Genomic DNA, 16,494 nt, shown 5'->3' with positions numbered 1-16,494 from the left:
TATCCCGTCATCCTCAAGGCGACGGCGGGCGGCGGCGGCATCGGCATGAGGGTGTGCGCCGACGAAACCGATATCCGCGACGGTTTCGCCACCGTCGCGAGGCTGGGTGCCGGCAATTTCGGCGATGGCGGCGTCTTCCTAGAGCGCTACGTCGCGCGAGCCCGCCATATCGAAGTGCAGGTGTTCGGCGACGGAGCCGGCCGCGTCGTGGCGCTGGGCGAGCGAGACTGCTCGCTGCAGCGGCGTAACCAGAAGGTGGTGGAGGAGACGCCGGCGCCCTTGTTGCCCGCGCCCACGCGCGCGGCGCTGATCGAGGCGGCCGTCCGCCTCACCGCCGCCGCCGGCTACCGATCGGCCGGAACCGTGGAATTCCTCTACGATGCCGACCGCGACGACTTCTTCTTCCTAGAGGTCAACACCCGCCTCCAGGTCGAGCATGGCGTCACCGAGCAGGTGACGGGCGTCGACCTCGTCGAATGGATGATCCGCGGTGCGGCCGGCGACTTCACCTTTCTTGACGGCTTCACCTCGCAGCCCCGAGGTGCCTCGATCCAAGTGCGGCTCTATGCCGAGGATCCCGCGCAGGATTATCGGCCGAGCTCTGGCCGCCTCATCGGCGTGTCGTTTCCCGACGGGCCGCGGGTCGACAGCTGGATCGCCGCGGGTACCGAGGTGTCGGCCTGGTATGACCCCCTGCTCGCCAAGCTGATCGTCACCGCAGACACGCGCGAAGCAGCGGTGGCGGCGATACAGGACGCGCTCGACCGCACGGTGATCGCCGGGATCGAGACCAATCTCGACTGGCTGCGCACGGTGGTGCGATCGGAGGCGTTCACCAGCGGCCGGGTCTCGACGCGCGCGCTGGCCGACATCGCCTATGCGCCGCGCACGATCCGGGTTTTGGCGGGCGGTGCCTCGACCACGGTGCAGGACTATCCCGGCCGCCTCGGCCTGTGGAATGTCGGCGTGCCGCCGTCGGGACCGATGGACGCGCTCGCATTTCGGCTTGGCAATCGCCTGCTCGGCAACGAGGAGGGCGTGGCGGGCCTCGAGATCACCGCCGCGGGACCGACGCTGGTGTTTAACGCCGCCGTGCGCCTCTGCCTGACCGGGGCAGATTTCGGCGCGACGCTCGATGGCGAGACCCTCGCCTGTTACGAGCCGGTCGAGGTGGCGGCGGGTCAAACGCTCAAGGTCGGCCGCGTGACCGGCGGCGGCTTGCGCGGCTACCTCCTGGTCGCGGGCGGGCTCGACGTGCCGCTCTACCTCGGCAGCCGCAGCGCCTTCACGCTCGGCGAGTTCGGCGGCCATGCCGGACGCGCGGTGATGACGGGCGACACGCTCCATCTCGCGGCCGCCGCGCCGGCCGCCGTGCCAGAGGCGCTCGCCGCCGCCGACCGACCGGCGATTGCGCACGATTGGACGCTCGACGTACTCTACGGCCCGCACGGCGCGCCCGACTTCTTCACCGACGACGACATCGCGATGCTGCGCGAGACGCAGTGGAAGGTGCATTACAACTCCAACCGCACCGGCGTGCGCCTGCTCGGCCCCAAGCCGAGCTGGGCGAGGCTGGACGGTGGCGAGGCGGGGCTGCACCCCTCGAACATCCACGACAATGCCTATGCGATCGGCGCGGTCGATTTCACGGGCGACATGCCGATCATCCTTGGGCCGGACGGGCCGTCGCTCGGCGGCTTCGTATGCCCGTTCGTGGTGGCGCAGGCGGACCTGTGGAAGGTCGGCCAGCTCGCCCCCGGCGATACCGTACGCTTTCGCCCGATCGACAATGCCACCGCAGTCGCCACGGAACAGGCACAGGACCGGCTCGTCGCGACCCTGGCCCGCCCGGCGCCGCAACCGGCCCACGAAAGCCTCGGCTCGCCTATCCTGCTGGCGAGCCCGGCGCAGGGCGCGCGGCCGTCGGTCACCTATCGCCAGCAGGGCGACCGCAACCTGCTCGTCGAATATGGCCCGATCGTCCTCGACCTGGAGCTGCGGCTGCGCGTCCATGCGCTGATGCTCGACCTCGACCGGCTCGGCCTGCCCGGGATCATCGACGTGACCCCCGGCATCCGTTCGCTGCAGATCCATTACGACAGCCGCAAGCTCAGCCAGGCGGCGCTGATCGAGGCGCTGGTCGCCGCCGAGGAGCGGCTGGGCGGGCTCGACGATTTCGAGATCCCCTCGCGGATCGTCCACCTGCCGCTGTCGTGGCAGGACCCGGCGATCTATCAGACGATCGACAAGTACATGGTGTCGGTCCGCGACGATGCGCCCTGGTGCCCCGACAATATCGAGTTCATCCGCCGCGTGAACGGCCTTGCCTCCGTCGAAGACGTGAAGCGCATTGTGTTCGCGGCCGATTACCTCGTCATGGGGCTCGGCGACGTCTATCTCGGCGCACCGGTGGCGACGCCGATCGACCCGCGCCACCGCCTCGTCACTACCAAGTACAACCCGGCGCGGACCTGGACGCCGCCCAACGTGGTCGGCATCGGCGGCGCGTATATGTGCATCTACGGCATGGAGGGTCCGGGCGGCTATCAGCTGTTCGGCCGCACCATCCAGGTATGGAACGCCTGGCGGCAGACCGACGCGTTTCGCGACGGCAAGCCATGGCTGCTGCGCTTCTTCGATCGGGTGCAATACTTCCCCGTCAGCCATGACGAGCTGGTCGAATGGCGGCGCGACTTTCCGCTCGGCCGGCGAGCGATCCGGATCGAGGAGGAGGTGTTCCGACTGGCGGACTACCGCCGGATGCTCGCCGACGAAGCGGAGTCGATCGCGGCGTTCCAGACGCGCCGCCAGGCCGCCTTTGCCGAGGAGCGCGCCGAGTGGGAGCGCAGCGGCGAGTTCGGTCGGGTCGCGGCACTGACCGGGGACGCGGATGGTGACGAGCAGGCGGCGGATATCGATCTGCCCGACGGCTGCGAGCTGGTCGAGGCCCCGTTCGGCGGCAGCCTCTGGAAGCTGCTCGTCACGGCGGGCGCAGCCGTCGAGGCAGGCGAGACCATCGCCGTGATCGAGGCGATGAAGATGGAGTCGCCGGTAACGAGCCCAGTCAGCGGCATCGTCCGGCGCATCTATGTGCAGGAACGCCAGTCGCTCGCGCCCGGCGGTGCCATGCTCGCGGTGGAAGCGACATGACCCTCGAGGTCGCAACGATCGCCGCCGCGGTTAGCCAGCGCGAGACGAGCGCGGTCGCCGTGGTGCGCGAGGCGCTCGCCCGCATCCGCGATTATCACGCCGTCCAGCCCGCCGTCTGGATCACGCGGATCGACGACGACACGGTCCTGGCCGCGGCCGAGCAGGTCGATGCGCGCGTCGCAGCGGGCGAGCGGCTGCCGCTGGCCGGCGTGCCGTTTGCGATCAAGGACAATATCGATCTGGCCGGCGTCCCGACCACCGCCGCCTGCCCCGACTTCGCCTATGTGCCCGATACGTCGGCGACGGTGGTGGACCGCCTGATCGCGGCGGGTGCGGTCGCGATGGGCAAGACCAACCTCGACCAGTTCGCCACCGGCCTCAATGGCACGCGCAGCCCCTATGGCGCGCCGGCCTGCGTGTTCAACCGCGCCTATGTCAGCGGCGGATCGAGTTCGGGGTCCGCGGTGGCGGTCGCCGCCGGGCTGGTGGCGTTCGCGCTGGGCACCGACACCGCCGGCTCCGGCCGCGTGCCGGCGGCGTTCAACGGCCTGATCGGCATGAAGCCCACCAAGGGTCGCTGGAGCACCAGCGGGCTGGTGCCGGCCTGCCGGTCGCTCGATTGCGTCACGGTGCTGGCGCGGACCATCGACGATGCCCGGACTGTCGATCGAGTGGTCGCAGGCTTCGATCCGACCGACGCCTTCTCTCGCCCGTGCGAAGAGCGCGGCTTGTCGCCGCGGGCGATCGGCATACCCAGGCCCGAGCAGCGCATCTTCCTGGGCGATAGCGCCGCCGAGCGGCTGTACGAACGCGCCCTCGCGGCGCTGGCGGCGACCGGTGCCGACCTGGTGGAGATCGACCTCACACCGCTGCGCGAAGCCGCCGCGCTGCTCTACGATGGCCCATGGGTGGCAGAGCGCACGGCGGCGGCACTGCCCCTCCTCGACAATCACCCGCAAGCCTTCGATCCATCCGTCCGCGCGATCGTCGAGGGCGGTCGCTCAATCACCGGCGTCGAGGTATTCGAGGGCCAGTACCGCCTCGCTGCGCTCAAGCAGATCACCGATGCCATGTGGGATCAGGTCGATCTGCTCGCCCTGCCGACCGCGCCGACCATCTATCGCATCGCCGAGATGCGCGCGGCCCCGATCGCGCTCAACAGCAATCTTGGCCTCTATACCAATTTCGTGAACCTGCTCGACATGGCGGCGCTGGCAGTGCCGGCCGGGTGGCGCGACAACGGCACGGGCTTCGGCGTGACGCTGATCGGCCCCGCCTGGACCGATCTGGCGCTGCTCGCCGCCGGCGAGACCTATCTAGCGGCGGCAGCGCTGCCACCACCACCGGCCATCGATAGCGAGGGACTCATGGAAACCGTCAAACTGGCCGTCGTCGGCGCTCATCTCGAAGGAATGCCGCTGCATTGGCAGCTCACCTCGCGCAACGCCCGCCTGGTCGCCGCCACGCACACCGCACCGAGCTACCGGCTCTACGCGATGGCGAACAGCACACCGCCCAAGCCGGCCCTGATCCACGCGGCCGACGGCGCGGCGATCGCGGTGGAGGTCTATGAGCTAGACGTCGCCGCGTTCGGCAGCTTCGTCGTCGAGGTGCCGGCCCCGCTCGCGATCGGCTCGGTCACGCTGGCCGACGGATCGGTGGTGAAGGGCTTCGTCGCCGAACCCCGCGCGATCGACGGTGCGGAGGATATCACGGCGCTGGGCGGCTGGCGTTCCTATATCGACACCCTCACGCGGACACCAAGCAGCCTATGACCAGGAGCGACACGGCAGAGGATGCGCAGGACCGGGCGGGTCTGTCCCGCTCGGTCGTTCGCTCATCGGCCGGGTCGCCCGAAGCTTATGCCGAACTGCGCCGCGCAATGGAGGCGGCGGAAGCGGCCAACGAAGCCAAGACGCGCTACCTGGTTTCCGTCAGTCACGAGATCCGCTCGCCGCTGAACGCGATCTACGGCTATGCCCAGCTGCTGGAGCGCGGCGGCGACATCCCCTGCGATCAGGCGGGAGCGGTCATCCGGCGGTCGGCCGAGCATCTCGCCAATCTGGTCGAAAGCCTGCTGGAGATCTCGCGGATCGAGAGCGGGGTCATCACCATCCGATCCGACGTCGTCGATATCCGCGCCTTGCTGGACCAGGTGATCGACATGTTCCGCGTGCAGGCGGCCGCCAAGGACCTGTCGTTCGACCTGACGATCGCTGCGCCCCTGCCGGCCCAGGTCAAGACCGACGAGAAGCGGCTGCGCCAGATCCTCATCAACCTGGTCTCGAACGCGATCAAATACACCCCGGCCGGCGGCGTCAAGATCACGGTCGGCTATCGCAGCCAGGTCGCCGACATCGAGGTCAGCGACACCGGGATCGGCATCGCCGGCGACGAACTCGACCGCGTCTTCCAGCCGTTCGAGCGCGGCGCGTCGCCGGAGGCGCAGCTTCAGCCGGGCATCGGCCTCGGCCTGGCGATATCCCGGATGCTGGCGCAGGTGATGGGCGGCGACATCACCGCCGGGAGCGAACCGGGCGTCGGCAGCAGCTTCCGGCTAAAGCTGATGCTGCCGCGGCCGACGCCGACGGCCTCGCCGGAGGGCGCGCCGAAGAGCGAGCGGATCGCGGGCTATGAGGGCGAACCTCGAACGGTCCTGGTCGTCGACGACGATCCAGCGCAGACCGCCGTGCTGCAATCGCTGCTGCGACCGCTGGGGTTCGTCGTCTATGCCGCGGGAGACGGACCGGACGGCATCGCGCTGGCCGCGCATTGCTCGGCCGACATCGTGCTGCTCGACGTGCAGATGCCGGGCCTGAGTGGGTGGGAGACGGCGCGGCAGCTTCGTGCGACCCATGGCGCTGCGCTCAAGATCGTCATGGTGTCGGCCGACCTGCACGCGATCGACGCCCAGGAGCGCGGCTGCCACGATGCGTTCGTCGCCAAGCCGGTCGACCTCGATGCGCTGCTGGCGCTGATCGGCACCCAGCTGGACCTGCGCTGGACCAAGGCGGCACCATCCGACACCGCGGCGGCACCAGCGATGCCTGTGCCGCTGCCCAGAGAGGCCCTGCCCTTCATCGCGCGGCTTCGCCAGGCGGCCAGCATCGGCCATGTCCGCGCGATCGACGACGGGCTGCGTGAGCTCCGCGCGGCGGTTCCAGCCGCAAGTGGTCTGGCGGCGATGCTCGAGCGGCAGCTCGACGAGTTCGACCTTCGCTCGCTGCTCAAGACGCTCGACGATGCAGCGCGATAATTGCCCGGAAGGCACGCGACCGACCATCCTGGTCGTCGACGACGCACCCGACTCGCTGCGACTCCTGACGGCGACGCTGGAGCGCGCCGGCATGACGGTGCTGATCGCGCGGGGCGGGCAGACGGCGCTGGACCTGCTGCGCCACGTCAATCCCGATCTGGTCCTGATGGACGCAATGATGCCTGGACTCGACGGGTTCGAGACGACTCGGCGGATCAAGGCCATGCCGAGCTTCAAGCAGCTGCCGATCATCTTCATGACCGGGCTGAGCGAGACCGAGGACGTCGTCCGGGGCCTGGGCGCGGGGGCGGTCGACTATGTGAGCAAGCCGATCGTCATCGACGAGCTGCTCGCCCGCATCAGCGTCCATCTCGCCACGGCCCGAGTCGCGCATGGCAGCCAGTCGGCGCTCGACACCAGCGGCCGGCCGGCGCTGGCGGTCGACGATGCCGGCCGCCTGTTGTGGCTGACGCCGGTCGCCAGCGAGATGCTGCAACGGGTGTTCGCCGACTGGTCGCCGGCATCGGGAAACCTGCCGCGGCCGTTCCTGGCGGCGATCCGCAGCCTGCAGGAAAGCGCGCCGGCCTCCGGCACACGCGCCACGATCGACCGGGACGGCGGCATGATCGAGGCGGAGTTCCTGCGCCGCACCGCCGCCAGCCAGTGGCTGTTCCTGCTCTCCCAGCGGCGCGGCGGCGAGGACGAGCGGCTGCTGGCCGCGCGCCATGGCCTGACCTCGCGCGAGGCGGAGGTGCTGCTGTGGATCAGCCGCGGCAAGCAGAACCGCGAAGTCAGCGAAATCCTCAAGATCAGCCCGCGCACCGTCAACAAGCATCTCGAACAGATCTTCGAGAAGATGGGCATCGAGAACCGCGCGTCCGCCACCGCCATCGCGGTCGCGACGCTGACGCGGGCGTGACCGACTCGTTTGCCGCGGCGATCCGTGCGGCACTGGCCCGCGGCGAGGTCGCGGGTGCCTTGCAGGCTGCAGATCGCTGGCGACGTGAGGTGCCTCAAGCCGCCGAGGCCCATTTTCTGGCCGGCATCTGCCTGGCGATGCTCGGGCAGGTCAGGAACGGCATCGCCGCGATCGAGGCGGCGGTGCAGCACGGGTCGCAGGGGGAGTATCATGCTCAGCTCGCGCGGCTCTACACGCTGGTGCGGCGCGACGAGGATGCCGCCAGGGCGCTGTGCGCCGCCGAGATGTCGTTGCCGACCGATGCGCTCGGCCGCGACACGATGGGCTGCGTCTATGCCCGCCTCGGTGATCATGCCGCGTCGCTGCCGCATTTCACCGCGGCGGTGCAACTTGAGCCCGCCAACATCGCCTATCGTTACAACCAGGCCGCGGCGCTGAGCTTCCTCGCCCAGACCGACGAAGCGGAGGAAGCGCTGGAGCTGCTGCTCGCCCGGGCACCCGGCGACGCGCGGGCGCATCACCTCCTGGCCGGACTGCGCAAGCAGACGCCCGCCGCGAACCACATCGCGCGGCTGTCGGCGACACGCGCGGCGGCGCGCACGCCTCGCGACCGGCTCCTGCTCGGTTATGCGCTCGCCAAGGAGCGGGAGGACCTGGGCGAGTCCGCCGCCGCCTTCGCCGCCCTGACCGATGCCAATGCCGAACACCGGGCCACGCTGAACTATCGCTTCGCCGACGATGCCGCCATCTTCGACGCCGTCGAGCAGGCAGCACCGCGGCTGGCGCGCGCAACGGTCGACCATGCCGCCGACGCGGCACCGATCTTCATCATCGGGATGCCGCGCACCGGCACGACCCTGGTCGATCGCATCCTGTCGTCGCATCCCGAGGTGGCCAGCGCCGGCGAGCTGCAGGCGATGCCGCTGGCGGTCAAGGCCGCGGCGGGGACGAGCAGCAGGACGGTGCTCGACGCCGAGACGATCAAGGCGGCGGCGGGATCGGACCTCGCCGCGATCGGTCGCGACTATCTGGCGCGGGCGGCTCCGCATCTCACCACCGGCAAGCCGCGCTTCACCGACAAGCTGCCGGGCAACTTCTTCTATGCCGGCGTCATCGCGCGCGCGCTGCCACAGGCGAGGATCGTGTGCCTGCGCCGCAATCCGCTCGACACGGTCCTGGCGAACTTTCGCAATCTCTTCGCGATCGGGTCGAGCTATTACGACTACAGCTACGACCTGCTCGACATCGCCGCCTATTTCCATCGCTTCGACCGGCTGGTCGGGGTGTGGCGGGAGCTGTTCCCCGGCCGGGTACTCGAACTTGGCTACGAGAAGCTGGTCGCCGACCAGGAGGAGCAGACCCGCGGCCTGCTCGACCATTGCGGGCTCGGCTGGTCCGACGCCTGCCTCGATTTCCACACCAATGCCGCGCCCGTGTCGACGCCGAGTGCGGCACAGGTGCGGCGGCCGCTCTACCGCGATGCGGTCGACCGCTGGCGGCGTCATGCCGCAGCGCTGGCTCCGGCACGGCGCTTCCTCGAAGCGCAGGGCATCGCCATCGAGTGACGGGACGGCGGCTCGATCATCGTTATACGTTCAATGACGTATGACGCCGCTGCGTTGCTCGGGCTAACTTACTGGATGGTCTTGGTATCGCGAGGAAGATGATGGAAGGCGTTCGCGTCGGCAACCGGATGATCGGCACCCAGGCGCCGGTCACCATCGGTTGGGAAAACATCCCCAAGGTCGAAGGCGGTCCGCTGAAGCGGCTGTTCTTCACCTGGTTCCAGCCGGCGGTGCTGTTCGGGTTGCTCGCCTTCTGGTATTACGCGCCGAACACGATCGCCAAGGCATCGACCGCGATCGGCATCGGCATCGGCTTCAACCTGCTGCTGCTCGCGCTCGAGTGGGTCAATCCGCGCCACCAGAGCTGGCAGCTCACCTGGAAGGAACTCGCCACCGACCTGTTCTATGTCGGGCTCGGCTACACGCTGCTGCGGATCGTCGGCTATTATATCGGCAGCGACACCATGATCGACAGTGCCCAGCACTTCTTCCACTGGGACAAGCTCCTGTGGTTCACGGCACTGCCGCTGCTGGTGCAGGCGTTCCTGATCTCGTTCATCTTCGATTTCGGCCAGTATTGGATGCATCGCGCGATGCATAACTGGTATCCGCTATGGCTGCCCCATTCGGTGCATCACTACATTACTCAGTTCAACATCAACAAGGGCGCGGTCGGCAATCCGATCGAGCTGTTCCTGATCGGGCTCGGCGTCGGCGGCTTCTTCGACTTCCTGCCGCGCGCAGCCCTGCTCGCCGGCGTCTTCTCGGTCGCGGTCGGCACGTACCAGCACGTCAACGTGCGCTTCAACTCGCCGCGATGGTGGCGCTTTCTGTTCTACACCACCGAACATCACAGCGTGCACCATTCGCAGGACTATGAGGCCACCCGCAGCAACTATTCGGGGCACTTCATCTTCATCGACCGGATGTTCGGCACCTGCATCGACGGTGAGGCGGAGCTGCTGGGCATGGAGGGCGGCCGGCGCATGTCGATCCGCGAGCAGATGACCTATCCGTTCACCGAAGGCTGGAAGACGCTCAAGGAGCGGTACGGCCGCTCGGCGGATCGCGAGCCGATGGCGGTGCCGGCCGAGTGACGAGTGCCGTTCGGCCCGCCTGACCCCTTCCGACCTGCTTTGTACTGCGGCTCGCTCCTGCCCCATCGCCGCCATCGCCACGAGGACGTCGTGTGAACCTGCGCTTCATCGACTGGATCTGGCACATCAGGGGCAGCCTGGCGCTACCGCTCGGGCTATCGCGAGACGCTGCGTTCGATCGGCTCGACCCGCTGTTTCGCGAGGCCGGGACCAGCCGCGAGTGGCAGGACGGCACGCTGACCTTTCGCAAGAAGGACCAGGCATCGCAGGACAAGATGTCGATCTTTGACGGCGGCGTCCTGCGGATCGAGCAGGGCCGGTCGGGATCGGTGCTGCGCTACCATCTGACCAGCCGCGCGCTGCTCGCCTGCTTCCTCGCACCCCTGTTGTTCCTGGGCATCGCCCAATTTACCAAGGTCGTGATCGCCCACGAAACCGCCAAGGCCGACGCTGCCGCGAAGGCGGAGGGGCCCAAGAAGCCGGAGAAGAAGGACAAGGCGCTGCCGCTGAACCCGATCGACAAATTCCTGGGCTCGCCCGCTCCCGAAAAGCCCAAGAAGAAGGGGGCTGACAAGGACAAGGGGCGCAAAGGGCCGTCGACGACGCCGGCCTATGTCTTCGCGGGGATCTTCGCGTTCCTCTACGTAGGCGGGCGTATCCTGGAGGACTGGCTGGCCAAAAGGCTGTTCAGGAAGCGCCTGCTGCCCTCCTAGCCGCCCGTGTCTTGGAAATGATCAGGGGTGGGCAGGCAGCGCCGGCGGCGCGGGCCGTGCCGGGCGTGGATAGACGATGAAATCAGCGTGCCGGTCGATCACCGGCGGCGACGCCGCCGCGCTCACGGCCAGCTGCAGCTCGTCAATGAGCGCCGGCGATAGCGGCAGCGGATGCTCCATCGGATGGGTCGCCGCCCGCATCGGATAGTCCTGCCCCGGCTGGTCGGACATCTCGATATGCGCGCCGAGCACGGCACGGATGGGGTGCGTCGCGGCAAAGGCGGAGACCCGCCGGGCGCTGGCCTGGAACACACCGAACTGATCGATCGGCATATAGAGCCTGCCGGGGTACAGCATGTCGCCGGACAGGAGCAGCCGCGTCCGCCGGTCGTAGATCATGATGTGCGACGGCTCGTGGCCCGGCGTCGGGATGACGTCGAGCACGCGCCGGCCCAGATCGTAGGTGCCGACAGCGTTGGGCCAGTCCGCCAGGTGGAAGAACGCCACCACCTGCGCGGGCGCAAGGCCGACCAGCTCGGTATCGGGACGATCGCGGAACTCCTCGTCACCGGCATGGTGGTCGCCATGGCCGTGGGTATGCGCGACGACGAGATGGATCGTCCGACCGCCGTGCCGTGCCCGCCAGGCGTCGATCACCCGCTCGATCGGCGGCCGGATGCGCAGACCGCCGGCACCCGTGTCAAGGAGCAGCGCCCGGTCGCGGCCGAACAGCAGGTACAGGAACGGCGCTTCGAAGTTGGTGCGTACCGACTGCCGGATGACGGCCGTGTCGGCGTCAATCATCTGCACCTGTGTCTCGGGTTCGTCGGGTGACGTGCCGTCGATCCATGGAGCGAAGTGCGGCAATCCCGTATCGGGCGCGGATGCTCCCAGCAGGCAGGCCGCGCTGGCCATCACCAGCGCCTTGCACGTCCGCGCGCGGCGGCTGACCCGCTGCGGTCGCTCGGGGCCGTCCGGGTTGGCCATCTACGGCGCGACGGCGCAGTCGGCGGGGATGTCCTTCAGCGCGATCCGCGACACCGTTCCCGCGCGCAGGTTGGTGAGCCAGATCGCGCCATGGCCGATGCCGAGCGAGTCGCCGCCCTCTCCCTGCCATTGGCAGAGCACCGCCCCGGACCGCGCATCGATTGCGGTCAGCGGTGTCTTCATCATCGTCGTCCACACCCGCCCATCGGCATAGGTGATGTCGCCGCCGGGACCTGGCGTGTTCAGCGCCACCGCCTTTGCCGCCGCACGGCTGGTCGCATCGATGCGGCTCAACGACCCGTCCTGTTGATTGAGTGTCCAGACCGCGCCGCCGCCAGTGGTCGTGAAGCGCGGGTGCGGGCCGACCGCGACCTGGCCGACCACCGTGCCGCTGGCAGGATCGACCACTGTCAACTCCGCGCCATCGACGCGGGTCACCCAGACCAGGCCGTTGGCGAAGACCGGATTGTAGGATCCAGGCGGCAGCTTAACGGTTTGCACCACCGTGCCGCTCCCGGGATCGATGCGGCTCAGCGAGCCCGTCTTGTCGGTCACCAGCCAGACGCTGCCGGCCCCGATCGCGATGCCGCCCTCCGGTCCGGCGGGGCCGAGCGCGAACACCTGGCTCAGCTTCCGCGTGGCGAGGTCGACCTTGGCCAGCTGCGGAGCGGGGCCGCAGAGCGGCACCCAGAGGCTGGTGGGATCGGCGGCGAGACCCGCGCAGGGCCGCCCCGGCAGTTCGACGCGGGTGACGCGGTTGGTGGCGGGATCAATCTCGCTCACGGCATTGGGGCCGGTGCTGCCGACCCAAAGCCCGGCCGCGGTGACCGCGACCCAGTCCGCCGTCTTGCCGATCGCGATCGTCGCCTCGATCCTGAGGTCTGCCATCGGTCGGATGACAGGCCCCGCACCGGCGGGCAGTGCCGGGGCGGGTTTGGCGACATCCTGACCACCGGCAAAGGCAGGGGTCGCGGCGGCGAGAGCGACGTAGGCCAGCAGCCTTGCCGCCAGATGGCGGACTTGCGGTCGGGCCTTGCCGGGACGCCTCAACGCCGGGCGTTCACGTCGAGATAGGCAAGCTGGGTGATCTGCCCGAGCAAGCCGATCGGCAGCGCCGCGTCGGTCTTTGCGCCATTGTCGCCGCCGATCTCGACGGAGAGCGTGCGGGCGGCGGGGGCGGACCAGGCTTGCACGACAGGCAGCGGCAGACTGACGCGCCACGATCTGCCGCCGACGACGGCGATGTCATGCCCAGCGATCGATACCGGAGCCGCGGCATCCGCGCGGCGGCCGGTGACCAGCAGGCAGGTCGCCTCGCCGCAATGGGCAAGCCGCGCAGACGCCGCAATCCGGACCGGAGCGGCGGAGAGCGACCCCGCTGATAGACCGACTGCTGCGATCGCGCCGACGACGAAGATGTTGGGTCGCATCATGGCTGCGCAACATCGAAGATAAGCGCAATCAACCCCATACGGCGTTTGACGTAGGCATGGGCGCCTCGGCCACTGTGCCTTGGAAGACACGCTTTGCCTGCCGGAATGGAGGCTACGTCAAACGCCCCATGTCACCGCGGCGAGTAACTGGATCATTCTTCGCCGGAGCCGAGCCAACCAGCAGCGCCACCCGCCAGACCGACACCAAGCGGCAGCGGATACAAAAGGCGGCGGAGAGGGGCATCGACCATCATCGGCCAAAGGGGACAGACGTGCACGGACGAATTGCGAGGAAGACCCTGCTCTCGGCGACCATGCTGATGGGCATCGCCGCATCTCCCGCCTGGGCGCAGACCGCTCAGTCCGGCCCACCCGGTGCCGGCACCGCCGACACGGGCAATGCGAGCAACGAGATCGTCGTGACCGGCAGCCGCCGGACGACGACGCTGCAGGACGCGCCGATCAACATCAGCGCCGTCAGTGCGGAGACGCTCGCCAAGGAACGCATCGACGATGTGAAATCGCTCGCGGCCTTCACGCCCGGCCTTACCGTCGCCGATACCGGCCCCGGATCGACCGGCCAGATCATCCTGCGCGGCATCTCGACCTCCGACACGAGCACGTTCGGCGCGAACCTCAACAGCGCGGTCGGCGTCTATCTGGGTGAAGTGCCGCTCTACCTCGACCTCAAGCTGATCGACGTCGCCCGCGTCGAGGTGCTGCAGGGGCCGCAGGGTACCTTGTACGGCCTGGGTACCCTGTCCGGCGCGGTGCGCTACATCCCCAACCGTCCGGATGTCGACCGCTTCTCCGTCGATCTTCATGCGCGGGGCTATTTCGAGTCGCACAGCACCGATCTCGGCGGGGTCGGCGACATCGCGGTCAACATTCCGATCTGGCGGGATCACATCGCCTTCCGGACGGTGACCGGTTATTACGACAATGCCGGCTTCATCGATTACAACTACCTCCTGAAGCAACCTGGCGTGTCCAACCCCCAGCCGGTGCGCGGGACGACGGCGGCGCAGGCGGGCCTAGGCAACAACGCGCAATATGGTGCGAACTTCACGCGCCAGAAGGACGTGAACTTCGAGCACACCTTCACGACACGCAACCAGTTGCTGCTCGAGGCCAATCCCAACATCAAGGCGTATCTGACTTACGCCCATCAGACCACGGACACCAACGGGCGACAGGCCAACGGCAACGGCGTGCTCGGCACGGGAAAGTACGAGTTCCCGAGCCGCTACCTCGAACCGTCGCACCGCGTGTCCGACCTTTACGCCGCCGAGGTCAACGTCAACCTGTTCAACATCGCCCAGATGGTGAGCAGCACGGCCTTCACCAAGCAGACCGTGCGTCGCATGAGCGACAATACCGATCTGCTGCTCGATCTCGACTATGGGTACGAGGCGTTCCCCAACTTCTCGTCGTACAACCAGAGCAACACCACCTATAACCAGTTCGATCAAGAAGTACGCCTGATCTCAAGCCATGGCGGCCCGTTCAGCTGGGTGCTGGGTGGCTTCTACAACAACTTCCGATCCGCCAACAATTACCGCGAGTACGTCCCGGGCTATGCTGCCTATTTCGGTATCCCGCGGCCGGACGACCTTGAATATATCAGCTTCGTCAACACGCAGACGAAGGAGAAGGCCGTTTATGGCGAGGGCACGTTACACATCACCAAGGCGTGGCAGGTCACCGGCGGCGTGCGCTACTTCAAGTACGACGCGTTCGTCATCGGCGGGACCGACACGCCGCTGACCGGCGGCGGCATCCGGCGTACGCCCTACCCGCTCATCCAGTTCGCGCCGAGCCGCATCAAGTCGGGCAGTACCGGCAGCGACGGCACCGTGTTCAAGGCGAACACCTCGTACAAGTTCAGCGACAGCCTGCTCGGCTATTTCACCTATTCGACCGGGTATCGCACCGGCAACGTCAACCGGGTCGCGCCGTGCGTGCTGCCGCTGCCGCCCGGCCAGAACGTCTGCGCCTTGCCCAGCGAACTGCAATATACGCCCGACAAGACGCGCAACATGGAGCTTGGTGTGCGCGCCTCGCTGTTCAACCGGCGGCTGCAGTTCACGGTGGATGGATTCAAGATCGACTGGTCCGACATCCAGGTACCGTCGCAGACGGTCAACGGCGCCGTCGGCATCATCAAGAACGGCGGCAAGGCACTGTCGCAGGGGTTCGAGTTCTCCGGCTCGTTCAAGGTAACGCCCAACTTCCTGCTTCAGGGCACCTATGCCTATACCGACGCGCACCTGACGCAGGATGTGCCGGCGCTTGTCGTCAGCCAGGGGATCACCTTCCCTGCCTTTGCCGGCGACCGGCTGCCGGGCTCGACCAAGAACTCGGCGAGCGTGCAGGGCACCTACAGCTACCCGCTCGGGGGCGGCAACTCTGTCGAGGCGATCTGGGCGACGACCTATACCGGCGACATCTATTCGCGCGTCGGCCTGCGCGGCAATGGCGAGAGGATCCCCGGCTTCGTCACGCACCGCTCATCGTTGAGCTTCGTTGCGCCGAAATACGACATCAGCCTGTTCGCGGACAACATCTTCGACAAATACGCGGTCACGGCGATCAGCGAGGATATCAGCTCCTTCAACCAGACCAGGACCGGTGTGGTCGAGCGCTATTACTCCCGCGGCGTCCTCACGCCTCGCCGCGTCGGCGTCGAATTGCGATACCATTATTGAGGGGGGTAGATGAGCCGCGGCGGGCAACGCACGACCTCAACTGCGCATCACAACGGTCTTGGTCTGGGTGAAGGCGTCGATCGAGTCCGGGCCCAGCTCGCGGCCGATGCCCGACGCCTTGTAGCCGCCGAACGGGGCCATCACGTCCATCTCGAACAGCGTGTTGACCCAGACGATCCCGGCTTTGGCCTCGTCGGTCACACGCTGCGCGATGGCGAGGTTGCCGGTCCACACCGAAGCCGACAGGCCATAGGCGACGTCGTTGGCGAGCGCGATCGCCTCGTCGGCGTCGCCGAACGGGATTAGCCCGCCGACCGGTCCGAAGATCTCCTCCTGCATGACCCGCATATCATTGCGCACGTCGGTGAACACGGTCGGCTCGACATAGAAGCCGGCGTCGCTCGATGACTGGCCTCCGGCTGCGAGGCAACCGCCCTCCTGCTGGCCGAGCGCGATATAGCCGGCGATCTTATCGAGCTGTTCCTGCGAGATGATCGGCGTCACCTGCGTCGCGGAATCGAACGGGCCGCCAACCTTCATCGCGCCCGCCGCTGCGGCGATACCGTTCGCGACCTCGTCATAGACGTCGCGGTGGATCAGCACCCGCGTCCCGCAGACGCAGCCCTGGCCCGCGCCGGCGGTGAAGCCCATCACCGCCGCGGCGAC

General features: G+C 67.9%; 12 protein-coding genes. 8 read left to right on the top strand and 4 right to left on the bottom strand.

Annotation, left to right across the window (positions count from 1 at the left end; translation table 11 throughout):
• The 7 genes from uca to HUU96_RS02820 form a co-directional block, all read left to right on the top strand.
• A partial coding sequence (uca, locus tag HUU96_RS02850; protein WP_174291351.1) for an urea carboxylase occupies nucleotides 1–3,150 on the top strand: 3,150 nt, incomplete at its 5' end.
• Nucleotides 3,147–4,925 carry an allophanate hydrolase gene (atzF, locus tag HUU96_RS02845; RefSeq protein ID WP_174291350.1) on the top strand — a complete coding sequence of 593 codons (1,779 nt, stop codon included), beginning with the start codon at nucleotides 3,147–3,149 and terminating at the stop codon, nucleotides 4,923–4,925. The genes uca and atzF, both read left to right, overlap by 4 nt.
• Nucleotides 4,922–6,406 carry a hybrid sensor histidine kinase/response regulator gene (locus HUU96_RS02840; protein WP_174291349.1) on the top strand — a complete coding sequence of 495 codons (1,485 nt, stop codon included), beginning with the start codon at nucleotides 4,922–4,924 and terminating at the stop codon, nucleotides 6,404–6,406. Before atzF ends, HUU96_RS02840 begins: the two co-directional genes overlap by 4 nt.
• A complete protein-coding gene (locus HUU96_RS02835) occupies nucleotides 6,393–7,325 on the top strand; it encodes a response regulator transcription factor (protein WP_174291348.1) in 933 nt (310 codons plus the stop codon). The genes HUU96_RS02840 and HUU96_RS02835 overlap by 14 nt, the downstream gene beginning before the upstream one ends.
• A complete protein-coding gene (locus HUU96_RS02830; RefSeq protein ID WP_174291347.1) occupies nucleotides 7,322–8,890 on the top strand; it encodes a tetratricopeptide repeat-containing sulfotransferase family protein in 1,569 nt (522 codons plus the stop codon). Before HUU96_RS02835 ends, HUU96_RS02830 begins: the two co-directional genes overlap by 4 nt.
• Nucleotides 8,891–8,991: 101 nt before the next feature.
• On the top strand, nucleotides 8,992–9,987 hold the full coding sequence (locus tag HUU96_RS02825; RefSeq protein WP_174291346.1) for a sterol desaturase family protein: 996 nt from the start codon (nucleotides 8,992–8,994) through the stop codon (nucleotides 9,985–9,987).
• 92 nt (nucleotides 9,988–10,079) lie between these two features.
• Complete coding sequence (locus HUU96_RS02820) at nucleotides 10,080–10,700, top strand: hypothetical protein (RefSeq protein WP_174291345.1); 621 nt, start codon at nucleotides 10,080–10,082, stop codon at nucleotides 10,698–10,700.
• A gap of 21 nt (nucleotides 10,701–10,721) precedes the next feature.
• On the opposite strand, the gene HUU96_RS02815 is transcribed toward HUU96_RS02820, so the two are convergent.
• From HUU96_RS02815 to HUU96_RS02805, 3 genes are all read right to left on the bottom strand, one after another.
• A complete protein-coding gene (locus tag HUU96_RS02815) occupies nucleotides 10,722–11,687 on the bottom strand; it encodes an MBL fold metallo-hydrolase (RefSeq protein WP_174291344.1) in 966 nt (321 codons plus the stop codon).
• Nucleotides 11,688–12,575, bottom strand: coding sequence for a Vgb family protein (locus HUU96_RS02810; RefSeq protein ID WP_174291343.1), 888 nt, complete (start codon nucleotides 12,573–12,575; stop codon nucleotides 11,688–11,690).
• 158 nt (nucleotides 12,576–12,733) lie between these two features.
• Nucleotides 12,734–13,120, bottom strand: coding sequence for a hypothetical protein (locus HUU96_RS02805; RefSeq protein ID WP_254604925.1), 387 nt, complete (start codon nucleotides 13,118–13,120; stop codon nucleotides 12,734–12,736).
• A gap of 272 nt (nucleotides 13,121–13,392) precedes the next feature.
• Between HUU96_RS02805 and HUU96_RS02800 the strand changes: the two genes are divergently transcribed.
• Nucleotides 13,393–15,828, top strand: coding sequence for a TonB-dependent receptor (locus tag HUU96_RS02800; RefSeq protein WP_368039730.1), 2,436 nt, complete (start codon nucleotides 13,393–13,395; stop codon nucleotides 15,826–15,828).
• A gap of 36 nt (nucleotides 15,829–15,864) precedes the next feature.
• On the opposite strand, the gene HUU96_RS02795 is transcribed toward HUU96_RS02800, so the two are convergent.
• Nucleotides 15,865–16,494, bottom strand: a 630-nt coding sequence (locus HUU96_RS02795; RefSeq protein ID WP_174291342.1) for an aldehyde dehydrogenase family protein, incomplete at its 5' end; no start/stop codon positions are given.

The organism is Sphingomonas bacterium, from assembly GCF_903644135.1.
Lineage (GTDB): Bacteria > Pseudomonadota > Alphaproteobacteria > Sphingomonadales > Sphingomonadaceae > Sphingomonas.
The sequence above is the reverse complement of the archived record's forward strand: the minus strand, read 5'-3'. Positions and strand labels throughout refer to the sequence as shown.